The sequence below is a fragment of the Eggerthella sp. BIOML-A4 genome, assembly GCF_009875575.1.
GTDB lineage: Bacteria > Actinomycetota > Coriobacteriia > Coriobacteriales > Eggerthellaceae > Eggerthella > Eggerthella lenta.
Genome location: NZ_WWRX01000001.1, coordinates 133,864 through 152,485 on the forward strand (window position 1 = coordinate 133,864; position 18,622 = coordinate 152,485).

The following is an 18,622-nucleotide window of genomic DNA, read 5'->3' on the forward strand; positions in this document are numbered from 1 at the left end:
AGCGGGAAACGGCGAGACTCTCCGTTTCCATCGGTGCAGACGCGCTTGCTATATACTGTGCCCATGAAGAAAAACAGACTTGATACGCTGTTGGTGGAGCAGGGATACTTCGCGGATGCCGACGAGGCGCTGCGCGCGGTGTTGGCGCACGAGGTGAAGGTGGGCGACGTGTACGCCACCAGCGCCGCCGTGCGCGTGGCGCCGGATGCCGAGGTGGTGGTGAAGAACCGCAAGCGGTTCGTGTCGCGCGGCGGCCATAAGCTGCAAGGGGCGCTCGATGCGTTCGGACAGGACGTGCGCGGTTTGCGGTGCCTGGACATCGGCTCGTCCACCGGCGGTTTCAGCGACTGCCTGCTGCAGGCGGGCGCGGCCAGCGTGGCGTGCGTCGACGTGAACTACGGGCAGTTGGCATGGAAGCTGCGGCAGGATCCGCGCGTGAGCGTGTTCGAGCGCGTGAACATCAAGCTGGCCGATCCAGTGGAATTGGGCGCTCCCTTCGACGTGCTGGTGGCCGACCTCAGCTTCATCGGCCTCGCGGCGCTCGCGCCCGTGTTCGCGCGTCTCTCGCAGCCGGGCACGGTGTTCATAGGGCTGGTGAAGCCTCAGTTCGAGTCGCGACCTGACGAGACGGAGCGCGGCGTGGTGCGCGACGAGGCCGTGCGGCGGCGTACGGTGGACGAGGTGCGCGCGGCGCTGGCGGATGCCGGGTTCGACGCGACGGGCGTCGTGGAGTCGCCCATCACAGGGCCCGAGGGCAACGTGGAGTACCTGGTACGCGCCGTGTTCGAAGGGTCTCGCGATGACGGGGACCGTGGCGAAGGGGGGCGTTCATGAGCGTGATCGGCAACATACTGTGGTTCATCTTCGCGGGGTTCTGGCAGGGCGTGAGCTGGTGCCTCGTCGGCCTTGTGTGGTGCGTCACCATCGTGGGCATCCCCGTGGGTACGCAGTGCTTCAAGATGGCGGGGCTCGCGTTCTTCCCGTTCGGCAAGGAAGTCGAATACGGCGGGGGCGCGGGGTCGGCCATCCTCAACGTGCTGTGGTTCGTGTTCGGCGGCGTGTTCCTGGCGCTCGAGGCGCTGCTCAACGGCGTGCTGCTGTGCATCACCGTCATCGGCATCCCCTTCGGCCTGCAATGCTTCAAGCAGGCGAAGCTTGCCCTGCTGCCCTTCGGCGCCGTGGTGAGAGGGAAGTAGGGAAGGGGCGCGTTTGCATCCGCGGTTCTTCGAACGCGAGAGTCTTTCGCTTCGTGTGCTAACATGCTATATTAATGTTGTACGTACAACATAGGAGGTGCAGCATGGCCGATGCGATGGTGACGGCGCGCATGTCGCAGGAGAAGAAAGAGGCGGGCAACCGCGTGCTCGAACAGCTGGGCACGAACGCCTCGCAGGTGGTGAACCGCCTGTACGACTACGTGCTGGAGAATAAAAAGCTGCCGTTTCCGGAGGAGCAGGGGCGGCGGAAATACACGCAGGAGGAGATCGCCGAGGCGATTGCCTGGGTGGACAGCATTCCTCGAAAGGATCGCTTCTCCACCATGACCGACGATGAGATCAGGCGGGAGCGCTTGGTATCGCGCGGTCTTGCGACGAGCAAGGATTTCTCATGAGGCTGATGCTGGATTCGAGCATTGTGATCGATTACCTCAAAATGAGAGATCCTTTCTATGCTGCCGCACGAAAACTCATCTTGCTGGGATTTCTTTCAGAGCATGAACTCTGGTTCAGCTCTGCGCAAGCGAATGATGTTTTCTATACCCTGACGGGAGGAGGAAAGCCTGCACTCGCTGTCCAGCTGAAACGTGATTTGAAGAAGCTTCGCCAAGGGGTTCGCATATGCGGCGTCAACGAGGTTGAGTTCGATGCTGCGCTTGATTCCTCATGGTCGGATCTCGAGGGCTCGTGCGTGCACCAATGCGCGCTGAAGCTGAAAGCCGATGCCATCATCGCGCGCAATCAAAAGGATTTCGAAAAGTCGTCCATCAAAGTGTTCGACTGCGACGAGCTGTTCGCCTACCTGGCCGAGGAGAAGGGCCTCGTCTACGAAGAGATACCCTGGTAGTCGTTCGCGTGTGATACACTGATGCCAAGCACCAAGCGCTTGGTAAAGGAGATGCAGTATGGGCTCAGCAGCTTTGGCAGAACCGCTGGCAATAAAGATTTCCAGCAAACGGCAGATCACCATCCCCGCGAAAGCGTACGAGGAGGCGGGGTTCAAAGACTACGCGCTCTGCACGTGGACCGACAAAGGCATGTTTTTGCAGCCGCTCGACGTCGAAGACGAAGACGTGACCATCGACATCCTTCGCTATCTGATCAACGAGGGCTACGAAGGGGAAGATCTGATTGCGCAGTATAAAGCCATGAAGAAGAAGGTCGTCTCCGTCAAGGACAAGCTCGACGAGGCCGAGCGCGATATCGCCGAGGGCCGGGTAGGATCGGCTCGGGAGATGCAAAATAGGATGCGGGAAAAATATGGGTTATACGGTCAATAAGTCGCTGCGTTTCGAGTGCGACTATGACGACATACTTGCGTATCTTGTAGACGATTTGAAATCGCCCCGATCAGCCCTGGCATTGATCAATGAAATGGATAGGGTCATCGATTTTTTGGAAACCACCCCATTTGCGAATTCCGTTTCAACAAAACCAACCTTGGCCAAGAACGAGTATCGAGAAATGACAGTTAAGAGTTATGTCGTGGTGTATAGAGTTCAAGAGTCGATCGTGCATCTTGTCCGCATGTTTCACCAAACCCAACGCTACGAGCGCTTCGTGATGGAATGGGGGTGATAGCAAAAGCGGCCCCGCAGGGCCGCTTTCGGAAACGCGCTGGCTGATCGCCTCGTTAGTTCTTCAAGGAGTTGAGGGGCGCGGGCATGCGGCCGCCGCGGTGGGCGAACGTGGTGCCGGCGAACTGGTTCACGGGCATGACCGGGGCGTAGCCCAGCAAGCCGCCGAAGTCCAGCTGGTCGCCCACCGTCTTGCCGATGGCCGGGATGAGGCGCACGGCGGTGGTCTTGGAGTTGATCATGCCGATGGCGCACTCATCGGCGATGATGCCGAAGATGGTCTCGACGGACGTGTCGCCGGGAACCGCGATCATGTCGAGGCCCACCGAGCACACGCAGGTCATGGCCTCCAGCTTCTCCAGCGACAGCGCACCGTCCTCGGCCGCGCGGATCATGCCGGCGTCCTCGGACACGGGGATGAACGCGCCGGACAGGCCGCCGACGGACGACGAAGCCATGACGCCGCCCTTCTTCACGGCGTCGTTCAGCATGGCGAGCGCTGCCGTGGTGCCCGGTCCGCCGCACTGGCCCACGCCGATGGCCTCGAGGATCTGGGCCACCGAGTCGCCCTCAGCCGGGGTGGGTGCCAGCGACAGGTCGAGGATGCCTTGCTGCACGCCCAAGCGCTTGCTTGCCTCGCGCGCCATGAGCTCGCCGGCGCGGGTGATCTTGAATGCGGTGGCCTTGATAGCTTCGGCAACCGATGTAATGTCGGCGTCCTTCGGCAGGTCGGCCAGCACGGCGCGCACCACGCCGGGGCCGGACACGCCCACGTTCACCACTTCGTCGGCCTCGCCCGAGCCGTGGAACGCACCGGCCATGAAGGGGTTGTCCTCCACGGCGTTGCAGAACACCACCAGCTTGCCGGCACCGATGCACTGGCGGTCGGCTGTGGCCTCGGCCGTGGCTTTGATGATGCCGGCCATCTTGAGCACGGCGTCCATGTTGATGCCCGCGCGCGTGGAGCCCACGTTCACCGACGAGCACACGTTGTCGGTGACGGACAGGGCGTGGGGGATGGAGTCCATCAGCTTGTGGTCGGCCTTGGACGCGCCCTTGTGCACGAGCGCGCTGAATCCGCCGACGAAGTCGACGCCCACTTCCTTGCCGGCCTTGTCCATGGCCACGGCGATGGGGGTGAGGTCGGCGGCGTTCGTGGCGGCGCAGATCTCGGCGATGGGAGTGACCGAGATGCGCTTGTTCACGATGGGGATGCCGAACTCGCGCTCCAGCTGCTCGGCCGTGGGCACGAGACGCTCGGCGGCGGCGGTCATGCGGTCGTACACCTTGCGCGCCATGACGTCTATATCGGCGTCCGTGCAACCTCGCAGGTTCAACCCCAGCGTGATCGTGCGGATGTCGAGGTGCTGCTTGCTCACCATGGCAAGCGTCTCGGCGATTTCAGCAGGCGTGATCTGCATGATGCCCCGTCTTTCTCTCAAATGATGGTTCGCGATGCGTATCGAACCAGCATAGCAAACCGCGCGCACGCCAACGGCGCGTTTCCCCCGTTTTCGGCGTTTCTTCTCATGGAAGAGGATCGCGGTTTGAGCCGGGCATGAACAAATGTTTCACGTGAAACACAGGGAGGGCGCTAAGGATGGGAGGCGATGGAGCCTATGGTCACCTCGCCGTAGGGGAGCTCGCGGCGGGATTTGTCGGGCAGCTCGATGACCAGCTTGAAGTCGGGCGTGAGATCGACGGCGCGGGCGCGCACGCGCGAAGCCCCCTGGCGCACGATCAGCGGCTGCCCCAGCAGAAAGCAACGGCGCCGGTACTCGTCGTGCAGCTTCGGGTCGTCCATGTGCTGGTAGAGGCTCCAGAAGCGCGCGAGGATGGCGGCCGCCAGCTCGCAGCGCACCGCGCCCGTGCGATCGTCGAGCACGGCGCCGGCGACGTCGGCGATGTCGTGCGGGAACCCGTCGGCCGGCGGCTTCACGTTCACGCCGATGCCCAGAACGGCGTGCTCGAAGCGTCCCGACTCCATGTCCACCACGCCCTCGGTGAGGATGCCCGCCACCTTCCGGCCGTCGCAATAGATGTCGTTTACCCACTTGATGAGTGACTCTGCGCCCGTCACCTGCTCGATAGCCTGCGCGCACGCCACGGCTGCGGCGCATGTGATGAATTGGCCGCGGTCGGCGGCCAACGTGGGGCGCAGCACGATGCTGAGGTACAAGCCGGTGGCGGCAGGAGAGAAGAACGTCTTTCCAGGCCGTCCTTTGCCGGCGATCTGCTCCTCGGCGACGACGACGGTGCCTTCGGCCGCGCCTTCGAGCGCGCGGCGGCGCGCTTCGGCGTTCGTGGAGTCCACGCGTTTGCGCACGGTGACGGCGAAAGCGCGGTTGTCCGGCAGGAACCGCTCGATACCTTGGGGCGACAACAAGTCGTTTTCTTGCGAGAGCGCGTACCCCCTGTTCGTGACCGCATCGATGGCATATCCTTCGGCACGCAGCGCCTCGACGGCTTTCCATACTGCGTTGCGGCTCACGCCGATGGCCTTGGCCATGGCGGCGCCCGATACGTGGCGCTCGCGGTTGTCCTCCAGCAAGCGCAGCAGTTGTTCCTTGGTACCCATGGGATCAATGATAGGGAGGGGCGAGGAGGTCGTCAATGAGAAGTGTGAGCTAGGGTGACAATATTTTTCGAGCGGAGAGCCTCTGCGTAAAGAAGGGAACGCGTGCAAGATCCTTATGAAAAGCGTACGAATGTTTCACATGAAACATTCGCACGAGTGGTTGGCGGCTCGGCCCGAGCGTCAGATGCGATGCTGTCGACCGTCGTGCTCTTCGGCTCGAATTGCTCGATGCCGACCCCGGAACGGGCGGATACGAGCTCGGATTGGGCGGATGCGAGCGCGTAGGGGCTTCGGGCTCAAGCCGAGCTGGCGCGGCCGGGCCGCCCAGTCCTGACGCGACGGCGTCTCATCGTTGCAAAGGTGATCGGCGTAGGGTCAATTGAGCGCTCCTCGTTGTATTCGGTGCAGCGAACGGGTATAATACCCGTTAATGAACAACCTGTTCATTATTGATCCAGCTGTTCAATAGAGGTGATCATGACTACGACAACCGTCTCACCAGCCGCTGCCGCCGTCCAGTCGGCGCGCCGGTGCACGGCTGCGCCGCAGGATCGTCGCATCCTGCGCTCGAAGCGCGCGCTGCGCGACGCGCTCATCGAGCTGATGGAGGAGCGCAGCTTCGACGGCTTCTCGGTGAACGATCTGTGCGAGCGAGCCGACCTCAACCGCGGCACGTTCTACAACCATTTCCGCGATAAAGACGATCTGCTGGCTCAGCTGGAAGCCGAGGTCATGGAAGATCTCGAGCGCTTTCAGGTGCAGATGCGCAACCTCACCGTGCACGAGCTTTTGGGCTATCGCGCTCGTAAGAAGCCGTTGCCGCTGCTGGTTGGTCTGTTCGACTACCTGCGCGAGCAGGGCGCGTTCCTTCATGCGGTGTTGGGCTCCGGCGGCGATGTGGGCTTCGGCCCTCGCTTGCGCGACTCGTTGTGCACGAACCTCGTCCAGTCCGTCTTGCACGAGCGTTACCGCAACGACCCCGAACCGTTCGTCGGCTATTACGTGGCGTTCTTCGCGTCCGCCTATCTCGGCGTCATCACGCGCTGGATCGAGACGGGCATGCGGGAAAGCTCGGAGGAGATGGCGCTTATCGCCATGAGGCTGTTCTTCATCAAACCGGGCGAATCGATCAAGCTGTAAGGCAAGGGAGCTATGAAAGAGAACAATAACCTGCATATCGGCATCGACGTGGGTTCGACCACGGTGAAGCTGGCCATCCTCGACGAGGCGAACGACGTGAAGTTCGCGGTGTACCGCCGCCATCACGCCGACGTGCGCGCCACCATCGTGGAAGTGCTGGAGGAGGCCGCGGTCGACTTCGGCCCTGAGCGCATGACCATCGCCATCACGGGATCGGGCGGCCTGCTGCTGGCACAGTGGCTGGGCATCGAGTTCGTGCAGGAGGTCATCGCCTCGAAGACGGCGGTGGAAACCTTCATCCCCAAAACCGACGTGGCCATCGAGCTGGGCGGCGAGGACGCGAAGATCATCTACTTCGACCAGGGCATCGAGCAGCGCATGAACGGCACGTGCGCCGGCGGCACGGGCGCGTTCATCGACCAGATGGCCGCGCTGCTGAACACCGACGCCGGCGGCTTGAACGAGCTTGCTCGTGAAGCCACCACCATCTATCCCATCGCCAGCCGCTGCGGCGTGTTCGCGAAGACCGACGTGCAGCCCCTGCTGAACGAAGGCGCGCGCAAGGAGGACATCGCCGCGTCCATCTTCCAGTCGGTGGTCACGCAGACCATCTCCGGCCTAGCGTGCGGTCGCCCTATCCGCGGTCACGTGGCCTTCCTCGGCGGCCCTTTGCAGTACCTTCCCGAGCTGCGTAAACGCTTCTACGAGACGCTGGAGCTGGACGACGAGCACATCATCGTGCCCGAGAACGCGCATCTGTTCGTGGCCAGCGGCTGCGCTATCGCGGGCGCAGCCAGCGAGACGGTGAAGGCCGAGCTTCTGTCCGACGTGCTGGACCGCCTGAAGAACCTCGGCGACATCCAGGGCTCCGAAGTGGTGCGTCTGCCGCCGCTGTTTGCCGACGAGGGTGAGTACGCCCGGTTCAAGCAACGCCATGACGGCGAATGCGTGCGTCGCGGCGAGCTGATGGACTACGAGGGCACGGCGTACCTCGGCATCGACGCCGGTTCCACTACGTTCAAGGCTGCGCTCATCGGTGAGGACGGCGCGCTTCTGTGGTCGCACTACGCCAGCAACAAGGGCGATGTGCTGGGCTGCGCTCGCGCCGCGCTGACCAACCTGTACAACGACATGCCGGTGAATGCTGACACGGGCGAGCCGCTGGTGCGTATCGGCCACGCCACGGTGACCGGTTACGGCGAGCACTTGCTGCTGGAAGCGCTGCGCGTGGATTCCGGCGAGATCGAGACCGTGGCTCACCTGCGCGGCGCGCAGGAGATGCTGCCGGGCGTGGAGTTCATCCTCGATATCGGCGGCCAGGACATGAAGTGCCTGCGCGTGAAGGACGGCGTGATCGACCACATCATGCTGAACGAAGCGTGCAGCTCGGGCTGCGGCAGCTTCATCGAGAGCTTCGCCACGGGCCTCAACTTGGGCGTGGCCGAGTTCGCTCAGACTGCCATCGAGGCCAAGCGCCCCGTCGATCTGGGCAGCCGCTGCACCGTGTTCATGAACAGCCGCGTGAAGCAGGCTCAGAAGGAAGGCGCCACCGTGGGCGACATCGCCGCGGGCTTGGCCATCTCCGTCATCAAGAACGCCCTGTTCAAGGTGATCAAAATCCGCGACCCGCACGACGTTGGCACGAAAGTGATCGTGCAGGGCGGCACGTTTTTGAACGATGCCGTGCTGCGCGCGTTCGAGCAGCTGTCGGAGGTGGAAGCCGTGCGCCCCGACATCGCCGGCAACATGGGCGCGTTCGGCGCGGCCCTGTTGGCGCGCGAGCGCTACCAGGAGGCCGTCGCCCGCGAGGCGCGCAAGGCCGAGGCGGGAGACTCGTGGAGCAGCGAGTTCGATGCGGCCGAGGGCTCCGTCGAAGTCGTTTCCAGCCTGCTGTCGCTCGAGCAGCTGGCGGCGCTCTCGCCCACGCAGAAAACCGTGCGCTGCAAGGCGTGCTCGAACCACTGCTTGCTTACCGTCAACGACTTCGGCGTGGACGACGTCACGGGCAAGCACCGCCGCTTCATCACGGGCAACCGCTGCGAGAAGGGCGCGGGCACGTTCGACGAGAGCAAGAGCGCCGTGCCGAACCTCTACGAGTACAAGAGCCAGCGCCTGTTCGGCTACGAGCCGCTGGCGCCCGAGGACGCGCCGCGCGGCAGCGTGGGCATCCCGCGCGCGCTCAACCAGTACGAGAACTACCCGTTCTGGTTCACGTTCTTCACGAAGCTGGGCTGGCGCGTGGTGCTGTCCGACCCGTCCACGAAGAAGACCTACGAGGCGGGCATCGAATCCATGCCGTCCGAGTCGGTGTGCTATCCGGCGAAGCTTTCCCACGGCCATATCATGAACCTGCTGGACAAGCATCCCGACTTCATCTGGTTCCCATGCAGCAAGTGGGAGCGCCAGGAAGACGAGGGCGCGGGCAACCACTTCAACTGCCCCATCGTGGCCAGCTACCCCGAGGCGCTGCGCCTCAACATCGACGAGCTGCGCACCTCCGACGTGGAGCTGCTCACGCCGTGGCTGCCGTACGACCAGAAGGAGCACCTCAAGAAGCGCCTGTTCGTGGAGCTGGTGGAGGCGCATCCTGAGCTCATGGGCGCGGCCGGCGCGCCGACGCAGGCCGAGGTTGACGCTGCCGTGGACGCCGCGTGGGCCGAGGACGAGGCGTTCAAGCGCGACATCCGCGCGAAGGGCGAGGAGACGCTGGCCTGGATGGAGGCCACGGGCACGCACGGCATCGTGCTGGCCGGGCGCCCCTACCACAACGACCCCGAGATCAACCATGCCATCCCCGAGCTTCTGACCAGCTTCGGCCTGGCGGTGCTCACCGAGGACTCCATCGCGCACCTCGGCACGCTGGAGCGCCCCATCCGCCTGGTGGACCAGTGGATGTACCACACGCGCCTGTATGCGGCGGCGAAGGTGGCCACCGAGCGGGCCGACCTCGACCTCGTCCAGCTGAACAGCTTCGGCTGCGGTCTGGACGCGCTGACCACCGACCAGGTGCAGGAGATCCTCGAGGCGGCGGGCAAGGTGTACACCGTCCTCAAAATCGACGAGGTGTCGAACTTGGGCGCGGCGCGCATCCGCGTGCGCAGCCTGCTGGCGGCGCTCAAGGACCAGGCCGACGAGCAGGCCGAGGCCGAACGCACGCCGTGCGGCTGCCCGGCGGTGTCGTTCGACCCCGACAAGTTCCTCGCCTCGCCCGAGGCCGCCATCGACGCGAAAACCGGCGTGACCGAGGGCCGCATCGCCGCCGAGATCGCGCGCACGGTGCCCCGGACGTTCACCGAGAAGGCGGCGCCCGAGGTGGCCGAGCGCTTCAAGCAGCGCGAAGGCGCCACCACCGAGTTCCCGCGCGCCGTGTTCACGCAGGAGATGAAGGACGCGGGCTACACCATCCTCTGCCCGCAGATGGCACCCATCCATTTCGACCTGCTCATGGACATTTTCCAGCGCAACGGCTACAACCTCGAGTTGCTGCCGTCGGTTGACCACGGGGCGGTGGATGCGGGCCTCAAGTACGTGAACAACGACATCTGCTATCCGTCGGTGCTGGTCACCGGTCAGATCATGGAGGCCGTCATGTCCGGCCGCTACGATACCGACAAGCTGGCGGTCATCATCACGCAGACAGGCGGCGGCTGCCGCGCCACGAACTATATCTCGCTTATCCGCAAGGCGCTGGCCTCGGTGGGGCTGCCGCATATTCCCGTCATCGCGCTGTCGTTCAAGGATCTGGGCGAGAGCAACCCCGGCTTCAAGGTGACGCCGTCCATGCTGCTGCAGGCCGCATACGCCATCTTCTACGGCGACCTGCTGATGATGGCGCTGTACCGCACGCGTCCGTACGAGGTCGAGGAGGGCAGCGCGAACCGCCTGTTCGACCACTGGATGACGACGTGCAAGGCGCAGCTGCGCAGTGGCTTGAAGCGCGGCGAGTTCAAGAAGACGGTGCGCCGCATCGTGGAAGACTTCGATACGCTGCCGCTGGCCGGCGAGGGGTTGAAGCCGCGTGTGGGTGTGGTGGGCGAGATCCTGGTGAAGTTCCATCCCACTGCGAACAACCAGATCGTCGACGTCATCGAACGCGAGGGCTGCGAGGCCGTGGTGCCGGGCTTGGCCGAGTTCTTCCTGTTCGGCATCGCCGGCGGCATCTTCCAGAAGGACCCGCTCGGTCGTTCGGCGAAGGGCGCGCTGGGTTCCCGCATCGGGCTGTGGGCCATCGCGAAGATGCGGGCGCCCGTCACGAAGGCGCTGCAGGACTCCAGCCGCTTCGAGCCGCCGGCCGACATCTACGAGCTGGCCGAGTACGCGAGCGAGATCCTGTCCTTGTGCAACTCGATGGGCGAGGGTTGGCTGCTGACCGCCGAGATGGTGGAGCTCATCAAAACCGGTGCGCCGAACGTGGTATGCACGCAGCCCTTCGCGTGCCTGCCGAACCACGTGGTGGGCAAGGCGGTCATCAAAGAGCTGCGTCGCCGCTACCCGGAAAGCAACATCGTGGCGGTGGACTACGACCCCGGCGCGTCCGAGGTGAACCAGCTCAACCGCATCAAGCTGATGATCAGCGTGGCGAAGGCGAACCTTGCCGACAAGGAGGCCGAGGCGAAGAAGGCGCGCGACCGGTTCGTGGACGCCGGCCGCCCCCAGGCCGTCCAAGAAGAAGCCGGCGCGCTGGAAATCGAGACGGAGCGGGCATAAGGAAGTTCGAAGGACGGGCCGAGAGGCCCGTCCTTCGTGGAACCGCTATCGGTTTACCAGCCGATAGCGTACATGAGGGCTGTTCATCGCTCCGGTTGGAGCAAGCACTCCCCGTTCGACGAGATCCGCTACACGTTTTCTGATCGTGGGCCTTGAGCGCTTGAGTTCTTCCATCAACTCGCGCATGCTCACCGATTCTTGTGCTGCGGCAAGCTCCACGATGGCGTACTCGAGCCTTTCAGGTCGCGTGCCTGCAATCTTCGGGATATTCGATTCGTCATCCGCGCTCTGGATGGGGAGCCGTATCCCTTCGCTCTCCGGTACGATGAACGCGCGCGAATCGGAAGGCTCCCATTCGTTTCTGAAAGTCAGGCAGAAGCGCGTCAGCGAGTCGTACGGCTCGGGGTCTGGTTTCCCGGCGCGTCGCACCTCGTCGTTGATGACGAAAAAGCCTGTGCCGCGTCGCTCCGCAACGTAACCGTCGGGAGCTGTTGGATGGTTGAGAGCTCGAGGAGTGCTTTCTAGGATATTGGAAAGGTACTGGTTTCTGTACGATCCGGCTGCATGCTTTTCTCCCAGATCGCTCACGGTCATGGTGCCGTACAGACCGCCGGGATTGATGATTTCCAGACGGTCTGCATACAGGTCGACTGCTACGGAGGTTCCCTGCGCATTGGGCGAGTAGTCGCGATGCATGAGCGCGTTCGCGATGGCCTCGCGAACGGCAGGGGCAGGATAATCGGGCACATCGTAACGAAACGTCCCTTGAATGCGGCTTCCTGTGCGCATGTTCTTGGTTACGGCTGCGACGGCGTCTTCGATCATGTCGGGAATAGGTCCGACGCAGGTGAACGAATCGACGAAGCGCCGCGTGCCGGGAAGAGTTTCAGCTTTGATTCTGCCAGGATAGGATGTGAAGGTCACGACGAGGCATGGATAGAATTCTTGAGGGTACGTTCCTAAAGCGAGTAGGCCTGCGAGAGTGGGGTGCAGCAATCCGTGGTCGTCTGCTTTGGCGACGTGCAGCTTGCAAAGCAAGGTTTCGTCATCCATGGTTCCGAGGCGGCTTGGATGGAGACTCCTCTCGCGGCGGAGCAAGCCGGTTACTAAATCGGGATCCAAATCGTCAAGCGTGGCTTCCCGGACGATCCGGTCGTCGTAACGGGGTTGTTCGTGTTCGTCGATCAGGCGGTCGATTTCGTATCCTGACAGACGGCGGTCGCCGTCGCCGACACGAATATACGATCCGCCATAGCAGCCGCTTGCGGTGATGTAGCAGGGCTTTTGCACGGGAAGCAGCTCGGGGATGTGGGCTGCGAGCACGGGCTTGCCTTCTAGGATAAACGTCTCGATTATGGGCCGTATGGGAGGCCTCATCTTCTCGCCGCAATAGTTTGCAAGCGCATCTTGGATGCGGGCAGCATCGAACCCTTTAACAGGCTTGAAGTCGTCATTCTCGTCGAGCCCGCAGATGATGGTGCCTCCGGAAGCGTTCGCGAAGCCCGAGATGGTTCTTCCGATATCGCGCGTTAGTTCTTTGCGGCACGATTTGACTTCGAACGACTGGTTGTCGGTGCCGGCGACCCTCAGATGTGCGATTACGCTATGAAATTCCCTATCGTCCATGAACTCGGTCGCCTCCTTTTTCGATGGTTGTCAGTATAGAGGTATTTCTAAGTTTTACAAGCTTTCTAACTAAGTTTATTAAGCTGTATGGACGCTTGGGAAAGACTGATCTCAGGCCTGCACGTTACTGTCGTGCGGCGGTTGCGCGGCGTAGCCTTCTTTGTAAGTGTGTATACTGGAAAAACGTCGGAAGGCCTCCGGCTCTTTCGCTGGAGAAAGGTGGAGTTATGGCAGGCATTCGTCACATTTTTCTTGCTGGTGCATTCGCGTGCCTTGCGACGGGGATGCTGCTCTGCTCGTGCTCGACCGGTTCTCCCGCTGCGCCTGAATCCACATCCTCGCATGCAGAGGAGAGCGTTCCTTCCCATGAGGCTTCCGCGCCCGAGCCGGCTTCGGCCGATAGCGCGGAACCTGTGCGCATCGGCAAGGACCAGGTGACGGTGCTCGTGTTGAACGGTTGCGGCATCGAGGGCGCAGCCGCCGAGGTGGCCGAGAAGGTGCGCGCCGCGGGGTTCGAGAACGTGACGGTGGACAACGCGACCTACTTCAACGTACCGTCGACGCGCGTGTCGTACTACCATGAGGAAAACAGCGCGGAAGCCGAGGAGCTGGGCGATCTGCTGAAAGTGGTCGGGCTTGCGAGCGTGTACTGCTACGACGGCGACGACTGGGCGGGAGGATGGAACAAGGACTACGACATCCTCGTCATGGTGGGCGACCCCTCGGCTGCCGACAACCCCATCTATGTCGGTGCTGGTCCAGAGGGGGAGTCGAAATAGCTCGCTTCGCTATCGCGTGCCGTGGAGCATGCGGGCGAACTCGTCGGCCATGGCGGCGGGGGACTCCTTCATCCCGCTTTCGAGCCAGCAGATCAGCACGTTGTAGAACGCGCCGGCGTAGAAGTACAGCTGGTAGCGTTCGGGCGAGCTTGCGGACATGTCGCCGTGCGAGGCGATCTCGCAGTCGGTGACGAGGTCGAGCAGCGACGTGGAGGCCTTCGCCCGGTGAAACCCCAGCACGAGGCTCGCGTGCTCCTGGTAGAAGCGGAACTGGTACTCGATGCGCTCGCGGCTGCGAGGGTTGCCGTCCGTCGTGGGCATGCCCTCGTGGTAGCGCTGCGTCACCTGGCGGATGCCGTAGTCCACCAGGTCTTCGACCGACGAGAAGTTGCGGTAGAACGACGCGCGCGCGACGCCCGCCTGCTCCACCAGTTCGGTGACGGTCACCTTCGACCAGTCCTTGCGTCCGGCGAAATCTATGAGCGCGGCAAGCAGGCGGTCCTTCACTTGCTGGTTCGCGAGCTTTCTTTTGTCCATGAGACACATCACCCCGTTTTGTCTCCGGTCGACGATTGACGGTCGAGCACAACCTGATACAAAATGTATCGGGTTACAGCATACCATCGAAACGGAGCGAAGCACCATGATTCTGTACTTCAGCGGCACGGGCAACAGCCAATGGGCGGCGCGGCGGCTAGCCGAGGCGCTCGACGACGAGGTCGTCTCCATCAACTGCATCATGAAGGAGGGGACATCGGCGCCCCTTCGCTCACGGAAGCCGTTCGTGTTCGTGGCGCCCACCTATGCGTGGCGCCTGCCCCGGGTGGTGGATCGGTGGATCCGCGGTGCGTCCTTCGCGGGCAGCAACGACGCCTACTTCGTCCTGACCTGCGGGGGAAGCGTCGGCAACGCGGCCGCCTATGCGCAGAAGCTGTGCGCGGGCGTCGGGCTGCGCTTTCGCGGCCTCGCATCGGTTCTCATGCCCGAGAACTACCTGGCGCTGTACGACACGCCGGACGAAGCGGAGTGCCGCGCTCTGATCGAGCGCGCCAAGCCGCGCATCGACGAGGTGGCTGATCTCGTTCGCCGCGGCGAGCCGCTTCCCGAAGAGCCGGTCACGGCGAAGGGTCGTTTCCGCAGCGGCCCCGAGAACGCGCTGTTCTACCCCGTGCTCGTGCACGATGCGAAGTTCGTCGCGACGGATGCATGCACGGCGTGCGGCACCTGCGTGCGTCGCTGCCCGCTGAACAACATCGCGCTCGCGGGCGGCAAGCCCGCATGGAACGGCTCCTGCACGCATTGCATGGCCTGCATCGCAGGGTGCCCGACGCGCGCCATCGAGTACGGCCAGAAGTCGAAGGCGCGCCATCGGCACGACATCTGGACGGATGCGGGCGACGGCGCATGCGGAGGCGATGCGCGATGAGGGATCGTCACGAGGTTCTCATCGACGAGGCCCGCTGCATCGGGTGCGGGCTGTGCCGGGAGGATTGCCCGGCCGCCAACATCGTGGTCGAGCAGGGGAAAGCCGCGGTGATCTCGCAGGACTGCCTCATGTGCGGCCACTGCGTGGCCATCTGCCCGCAAGCGGCCGTCACGATGACCGGGTTCGAGGAAGAGCCGAGGGAGCTGGACGCCGGCGCGCCAACGGCCCTCGACCCTGATCGGCTGCAGCAAGCGCTCGGCGCGCGGCGCAGCATCCGCCGCTTCGCCGACCGGCCCGTTCCCGACGACGTCTTCGCGCGCATCGTCGAGGCGGGGCGGCTGACGCCTACGGCCAAGAACGAGCAGGACGTGTCGTTCGTGGTGCTGCGCGACGACATCGCGCGCTTCGAGGCGCGGGCGGTGCGCCTGTTCAGGCGCGTGATGCCGTTCGTGCGGCTTACGAGCTCGATGGCGCGCCGCACCTCCATCGACGACCGGTTCTTCTTCAAGGGCGCGCCCGCGGTCATCGTCGTGATCGCACGCGGGGACATCGACGGAGCGCTGGCCGCCTCCAATATGGAGCTCATGGCGCAGGCGCACGGTTTGGGCGTGCTGTACAGCGGTTTCTTCACGATGGCCGCGCGCCTGTCGCGCGGGCTTCGTCGCGAGCTGGGGCTCGGCCGGAAGCAGAAGGTGGTCACCGCGCTCGTGCTGGGGTATCCGGCCGTGCGCTATCGGCGCACCGCCCCGAAGGAGGCGGCGGCGATCAGCTGGAAGTGAGGCTGCTCCGACGACGCTGCGGCTCGCCGCAAGTGGCCGAAGTATGACCGTTCCGTAAAATGTTATCAACAAAGTATCATTTAGCGGTATCATAGGTTCGATCACAGACGACGGACAACCCCTCATCGAAAGAAGGATCCATGGCTTCCAGCATCTACGACTTCACCGTGAAGGACCAGCAGGGCAACGACGTGTCGCTCGCCGACTACCGAGGCCGCGTGCTGCTGGTGGTGAACACCGCCACGGAGTGCGGTTTCACGCCTACGTACGCCCAGCTCGAGGCGCTGTACACCACCTTGCACGAGCGTGGTCTGGACATCCTCGACTTCCCGTGCGACCAATTCGGCCATCAGGCTCCCGGTACGAACGAGGAGATCGCGCGCTTCTGCACGTCCCGTTTCGGCGTGACGTTCCCGCAGTTCGCGAAGATCGAGGTCAACGGCGAAGGCGCCGATCCGTTGTTCGCCTACCTGCAGCAGCAGAAGGGCTTCGAGGGCTTCGACGAGGGCCACGAGTTGACGCCGGTTCTGGAAGACCTGCTGGCGAAGGACGATCCCGACTATGCGGGCAAGCCCGACATCAAGTGGAACTTCACGAAGTTCCTCATCGACCGCGAGGGCAACGTCGTGCGCCGCTTCGAGCCCACCGCGTCCATCCCCGACGTCGTGGCGCCCGCCGTGGAGGAGCTGCTGTAGCCTTTTCGGTCCGGACCCACCTCGCGCAAGCGCATGAAGCGCGAACCCGCGAACCCGCGAACCCGCGAACCCGGCCGCCGCATCCATCGCGATGCGGCGGCCTTTTTCACGCCTGAATGTTTCACGTGAAACATTTGTTCTGATCGGATGCCTTGAGCGCAACTGCTTGTCGCCGAAGCGGAGGCGGCGAAAATCCAGGATTTGCCGGTCGAGTTCAGGAGGGAGAGCCGGGCTTTCGTTTGCCGATGCAGCCGAAACGCGACGAGATTCGCGGAATCTGTCATCATGGGTTGGTGGATCGTGGCCGGTGGGCGGATTACCATAAGCGGCGAGGAGTATGAAAAACATGATCGGTTCGAACATTCAGAGCAGGCGCAAGATGGTCGGGCTTACCCAGGAGCAGCTAGCCGAGCGTTTGGGCGTGTCGCGCCAGACGGTGACGAAGTGGGAGACGGGCGATTCGACGCCCGACTTGGCCAATGCCGGCGCGCTGGCCGAGGCGCTCGACGTGTCGCTGGACGCGCTCGTAGGCTACGACCCGCACGGTACGATGCTGCCCATGCCGCCGCGCGGCAAGCATCTGTTCGGCACCGTCACGGTGGGAGAGCGCTGGCAGATCGTCATCCCCAAGCAGGCGCGCGAGCTGTTCGGCATCGAGGCCGGCGATGCCCTGTTGGTGCTGGGCGACGAGGAGCAGGGCTTGGCCATCCTGAAAGCCGACGAGTTCATGGACCGCGTGTCGATGCTCCGCAGCATGGTCGACCGATAGCCCCGCCGCGCTGGGCGACGTGGGCGTCGAGCGCAAGGAGGAAGCATGGGCGCAACCGGGAAGAGGAGGGTCGGCATGACCGCAGCCGTCATCATCGCGGCGCTGGCAGTGTGCATCGCTGCTGCGTTGGCATGGTACGTGGGCAACAGCCGTCATGGCGAGGAGCGCGACCTGGCGAAAGCGGTCGCTGCTGGCTTCGTTGAGAAGCGGGCTCGCGTGGAAGTTTCGCTTGCGGGCGAGGCAACCGGCTCGATGATCGAGGCCGTCGTCAACTACGCCGAAGGTCCCGACAACGGGCCGGCGCTCGTGCTCGTGCACGGCCAGGGCATGCAGTGGGAGGACTACGCCCGCGTGCTGCCCGATCTCGCGCAGCGCTACCACGTGTTCGCCGTCGATTGTTTCGGCCACGGCGAATCGAGCCACGATCCGGCGCTTTACTCGTGCGAGGCCATCGGGCGCGCGTTCAAGTCCTTCGCTGCGCAAAAGATCGGCGCTTGCTACCTCGTGTCGGGCCATTCGTCGGGCGGCATCATCGCCGCGTGGCTGGCCGCCAACGATGCTGAGCAGGTGACGGCATGCGTGTTGGAGGATCCGCCCTTCTTCCGCGTCACGCCGGTCGAGATGCAGCAGGAACCGGGCTGCTTCGCATGGAAAGACGGCTTCATGGTGACGCACGCGTTCCTCCGGCAGGGCGACGTTGCCGACCCGACCGTGTACTACGCGCAGCACAGCTACCTGTTCAGCCTGTTCGGAGGACTGCAGCCTAAAATCGCGGAGTGGACGGCGCAGGAGCGATCAGCGAACCCCGACGCGCATCTCACGCTGGCCTGGGTGCCGCACGACTGGGTGCGTGGCCTGTACTTCTACGACGACTTCGACGTGCGGTTCAGCGAGACGTTCTACGACGGCACGTGGTTCGACGGCATCGACCAGGCCGACCTTCTGCGCTGTATAACCTGTCCTGCCGTGTACCTGAAAGCGAAGACGAACTACGGCGAGGATGGTACGTTGCTCGCCGCCAACTCCGACGAGGACGCCGCACGCGTGCAGCAGCTCGTGGCTGTCTGCGAAACCGTCGTCGTCGAATCGGGCCACGACATCCACTACGAGCGTCCGAAAACGTTCGCGGACGCCGTCGACCGGGCGGCATCGGTCGCATCGGCGAAGTAGCCGCGTTCGACGGCGGCTTTTTCGGCCATCGCGGCGTTGGTCGAGGGCGAGCGGCGTTTCCATTACGACGTCGATATCGAAGCGCGGGGCGACGAGTCGCCTTGCGGGTGGCGCCCATGCGGGCCATCGGGCGCGCCAACACTTCGCAAGCGTTCGCCG

At 63.6% G+C, this 18,622-nt stretch carries 18 protein-coding genes; 14 read left to right on the top strand and 4 right to left on the bottom strand.

All coding sequences use genetic code 11. The annotated features are described in order from the left end of the window. Positions 1-63 precede the first annotated feature (63 nt). From GT613_RS00585 to GT613_RS00610, 6 genes are all read left to right on the top strand, one after another. Complete coding sequence (locus GT613_RS00585; protein WP_161172462.1) at positions 64-834, top strand: TlyA family RNA methyltransferase; 771 nt, start codon at positions 64-66, stop codon at positions 832-834. Continuing rightward, positions 831-1,196, top strand: a complete 366-nt coding sequence (locus tag GT613_RS00590; RefSeq protein WP_114552320.1) for a YccF domain-containing protein — start codon at positions 831-833, stop codon at positions 1,194-1,196. Before GT613_RS00585 ends, GT613_RS00590 begins: the two co-directional genes overlap by 4 nt. A 104-nt stretch (positions 1,197-1,300) precedes the next feature. Next, positions 1,301-1,612 (top strand): type II toxin-antitoxin system RelB/DinJ family antitoxin, encoded by a 312-nt coding sequence (locus tag GT613_RS00595; RefSeq protein ID WP_009306787.1) that lies wholly within the window; start codon positions 1,301-1,303, stop codon positions 1,610-1,612. After that, on the top strand, positions 1,609-2,064 hold the full coding sequence (locus GT613_RS00600) for a PIN domain-containing protein (protein ID WP_009306785.1): 456 nt from the start codon (positions 1,609-1,611) through the stop codon (positions 2,062-2,064). Before GT613_RS00595 ends, GT613_RS00600 begins: the two co-directional genes overlap by 4 nt. 58 nt (positions 2,065-2,122) lie before the next feature. Continuing rightward, positions 2,123-2,497 carry a hypothetical protein gene (locus GT613_RS00605; protein WP_009306783.1) on the top strand — a complete coding sequence of 125 codons (375 nt, stop codon included), beginning with the start codon at positions 2,123-2,125 and terminating at the stop codon, positions 2,495-2,497. Continuing rightward, positions 2,478-2,795: a type II toxin-antitoxin system RelE/ParE family toxin gene (locus GT613_RS00610; RefSeq protein ID WP_009306782.1), complete on the top strand. Its 318-nt coding sequence runs from the start codon at positions 2,478-2,480 to the stop codon at positions 2,793-2,795. The genes GT613_RS00605 and GT613_RS00610 overlap by 20 nt, the downstream gene beginning before the upstream one ends. A 55-nt stretch (positions 2,796-2,850) precedes the next feature. Here GT613_RS00610 and GT613_RS00615 read toward each other — a convergent pair whose 3' ends face one another. Then, positions 2,851-4,215, bottom strand: coding sequence for a PFL family protein (locus GT613_RS00615; protein ID WP_009306779.1), 1,365 nt, complete (start codon positions 4,213-4,215; stop codon positions 2,851-2,853). A 173-nt stretch (positions 4,216-4,388) separates the two neighbouring features. Then, positions 4,389-5,372 (bottom strand): biotin--[acetyl-CoA-carboxylase] ligase, encoded by a 984-nt coding sequence (locus GT613_RS00620; RefSeq protein WP_161172463.1) that lies wholly within the window; start codon positions 5,370-5,372, stop codon positions 4,389-4,391. Between the two features lie 477 nt (positions 5,373-5,849). Here GT613_RS00620 and GT613_RS00625 point away from each other — a divergent pair, with 477 nt between their 5' ends. Next, positions 5,850-6,512 carry a TetR/AcrR family transcriptional regulator gene (locus GT613_RS00625; protein ID WP_009306776.1) on the top strand — a complete coding sequence of 221 codons (663 nt, stop codon included), beginning with the start codon at positions 5,850-5,852 and terminating at the stop codon, positions 6,510-6,512. A gap of 12 nt (positions 6,513-6,524) precedes the next feature. Next, positions 6,525-11,219 (top strand): 2-hydroxyacyl-CoA dehydratase, encoded by a 4,695-nt coding sequence (locus GT613_RS00630; RefSeq protein ID WP_009306774.1) that lies wholly within the window; start codon positions 6,525-6,527, stop codon positions 11,217-11,219. 45 nt (positions 11,220-11,264) lie between these two features. Here the strand turns inward: GT613_RS00630 and GT613_RS00635 are convergent, their stop codons facing one another. Then, positions 11,265-12,845, bottom strand: a complete 1,581-nt coding sequence (locus tag GT613_RS00635; RefSeq protein ID WP_009306772.1) for an ATP-binding protein — start codon at positions 12,843-12,845, stop codon at positions 11,265-11,267. A gap of 227 nt (positions 12,846-13,072) precedes the next feature. On the opposite strand from GT613_RS00635, the gene GT613_RS00640 reads away from it, so the two are divergent. Then, entirely contained in the window at positions 13,073-13,624 is a 552-nt protein-coding gene (locus GT613_RS00640) for a LytR C-terminal domain-containing protein (RefSeq protein ID WP_009306770.1), read from the top strand. Between the two features lie 9 nt (positions 13,625-13,633). On the opposite strand, the gene GT613_RS00645 is transcribed toward GT613_RS00640, so the two are convergent. Continuing rightward, a complete protein-coding gene (locus GT613_RS00645) occupies positions 13,634-14,161 on the bottom strand; it encodes a TetR/AcrR family transcriptional regulator (RefSeq protein ID WP_009306768.1) in 528 nt (175 codons plus the stop codon). A 106-nt stretch (positions 14,162-14,267) separates the two neighbouring features. On the opposite strand from GT613_RS00645, the gene GT613_RS00650 reads away from it, so the two are divergent. The 5 genes from GT613_RS00650 (at position 14,268) to GT613_RS00670 (ending at position 18,463) form a co-directional block, all read left to right on the top strand. Continuing rightward, entirely contained in the window at positions 14,268-15,050 is a 783-nt protein-coding gene (locus GT613_RS00650; RefSeq protein ID WP_009306766.1) for an EFR1 family ferrodoxin, read from the top strand. Beyond that, positions 15,047-15,829, top strand: a complete 783-nt coding sequence (locus GT613_RS00655) for a nitroreductase family protein (RefSeq protein WP_009306764.1) — start codon at positions 15,047-15,049, stop codon at positions 15,827-15,829. Before GT613_RS00650 ends, GT613_RS00655 begins: the two co-directional genes overlap by 4 nt. A 140-nt stretch (positions 15,830-15,969) precedes the next feature. After that, a complete protein-coding gene (locus GT613_RS00660) occupies positions 15,970-16,524 on the top strand; it encodes a glutathione peroxidase (RefSeq protein WP_009306763.1) in 555 nt (184 codons plus the stop codon). 346 nt (positions 16,525-16,870) lie between these two features. Next, positions 16,871-17,293: a helix-turn-helix domain-containing protein gene (locus GT613_RS00665; RefSeq protein ID WP_009609408.1), complete on the top strand. Its 423-nt coding sequence runs from the start codon at positions 16,871-16,873 to the stop codon at positions 17,291-17,293. Positions 17,294-17,338: 45 nt separating this feature from the next. Next, on the top strand, positions 17,339-18,463 hold the full coding sequence (locus GT613_RS00670; protein ID WP_035579012.1) for an alpha/beta fold hydrolase: 1,125 nt from the start codon (positions 17,339-17,341) through the stop codon (positions 18,461-18,463). Positions 18,464-18,622: the final 159 nt, after the last annotated feature.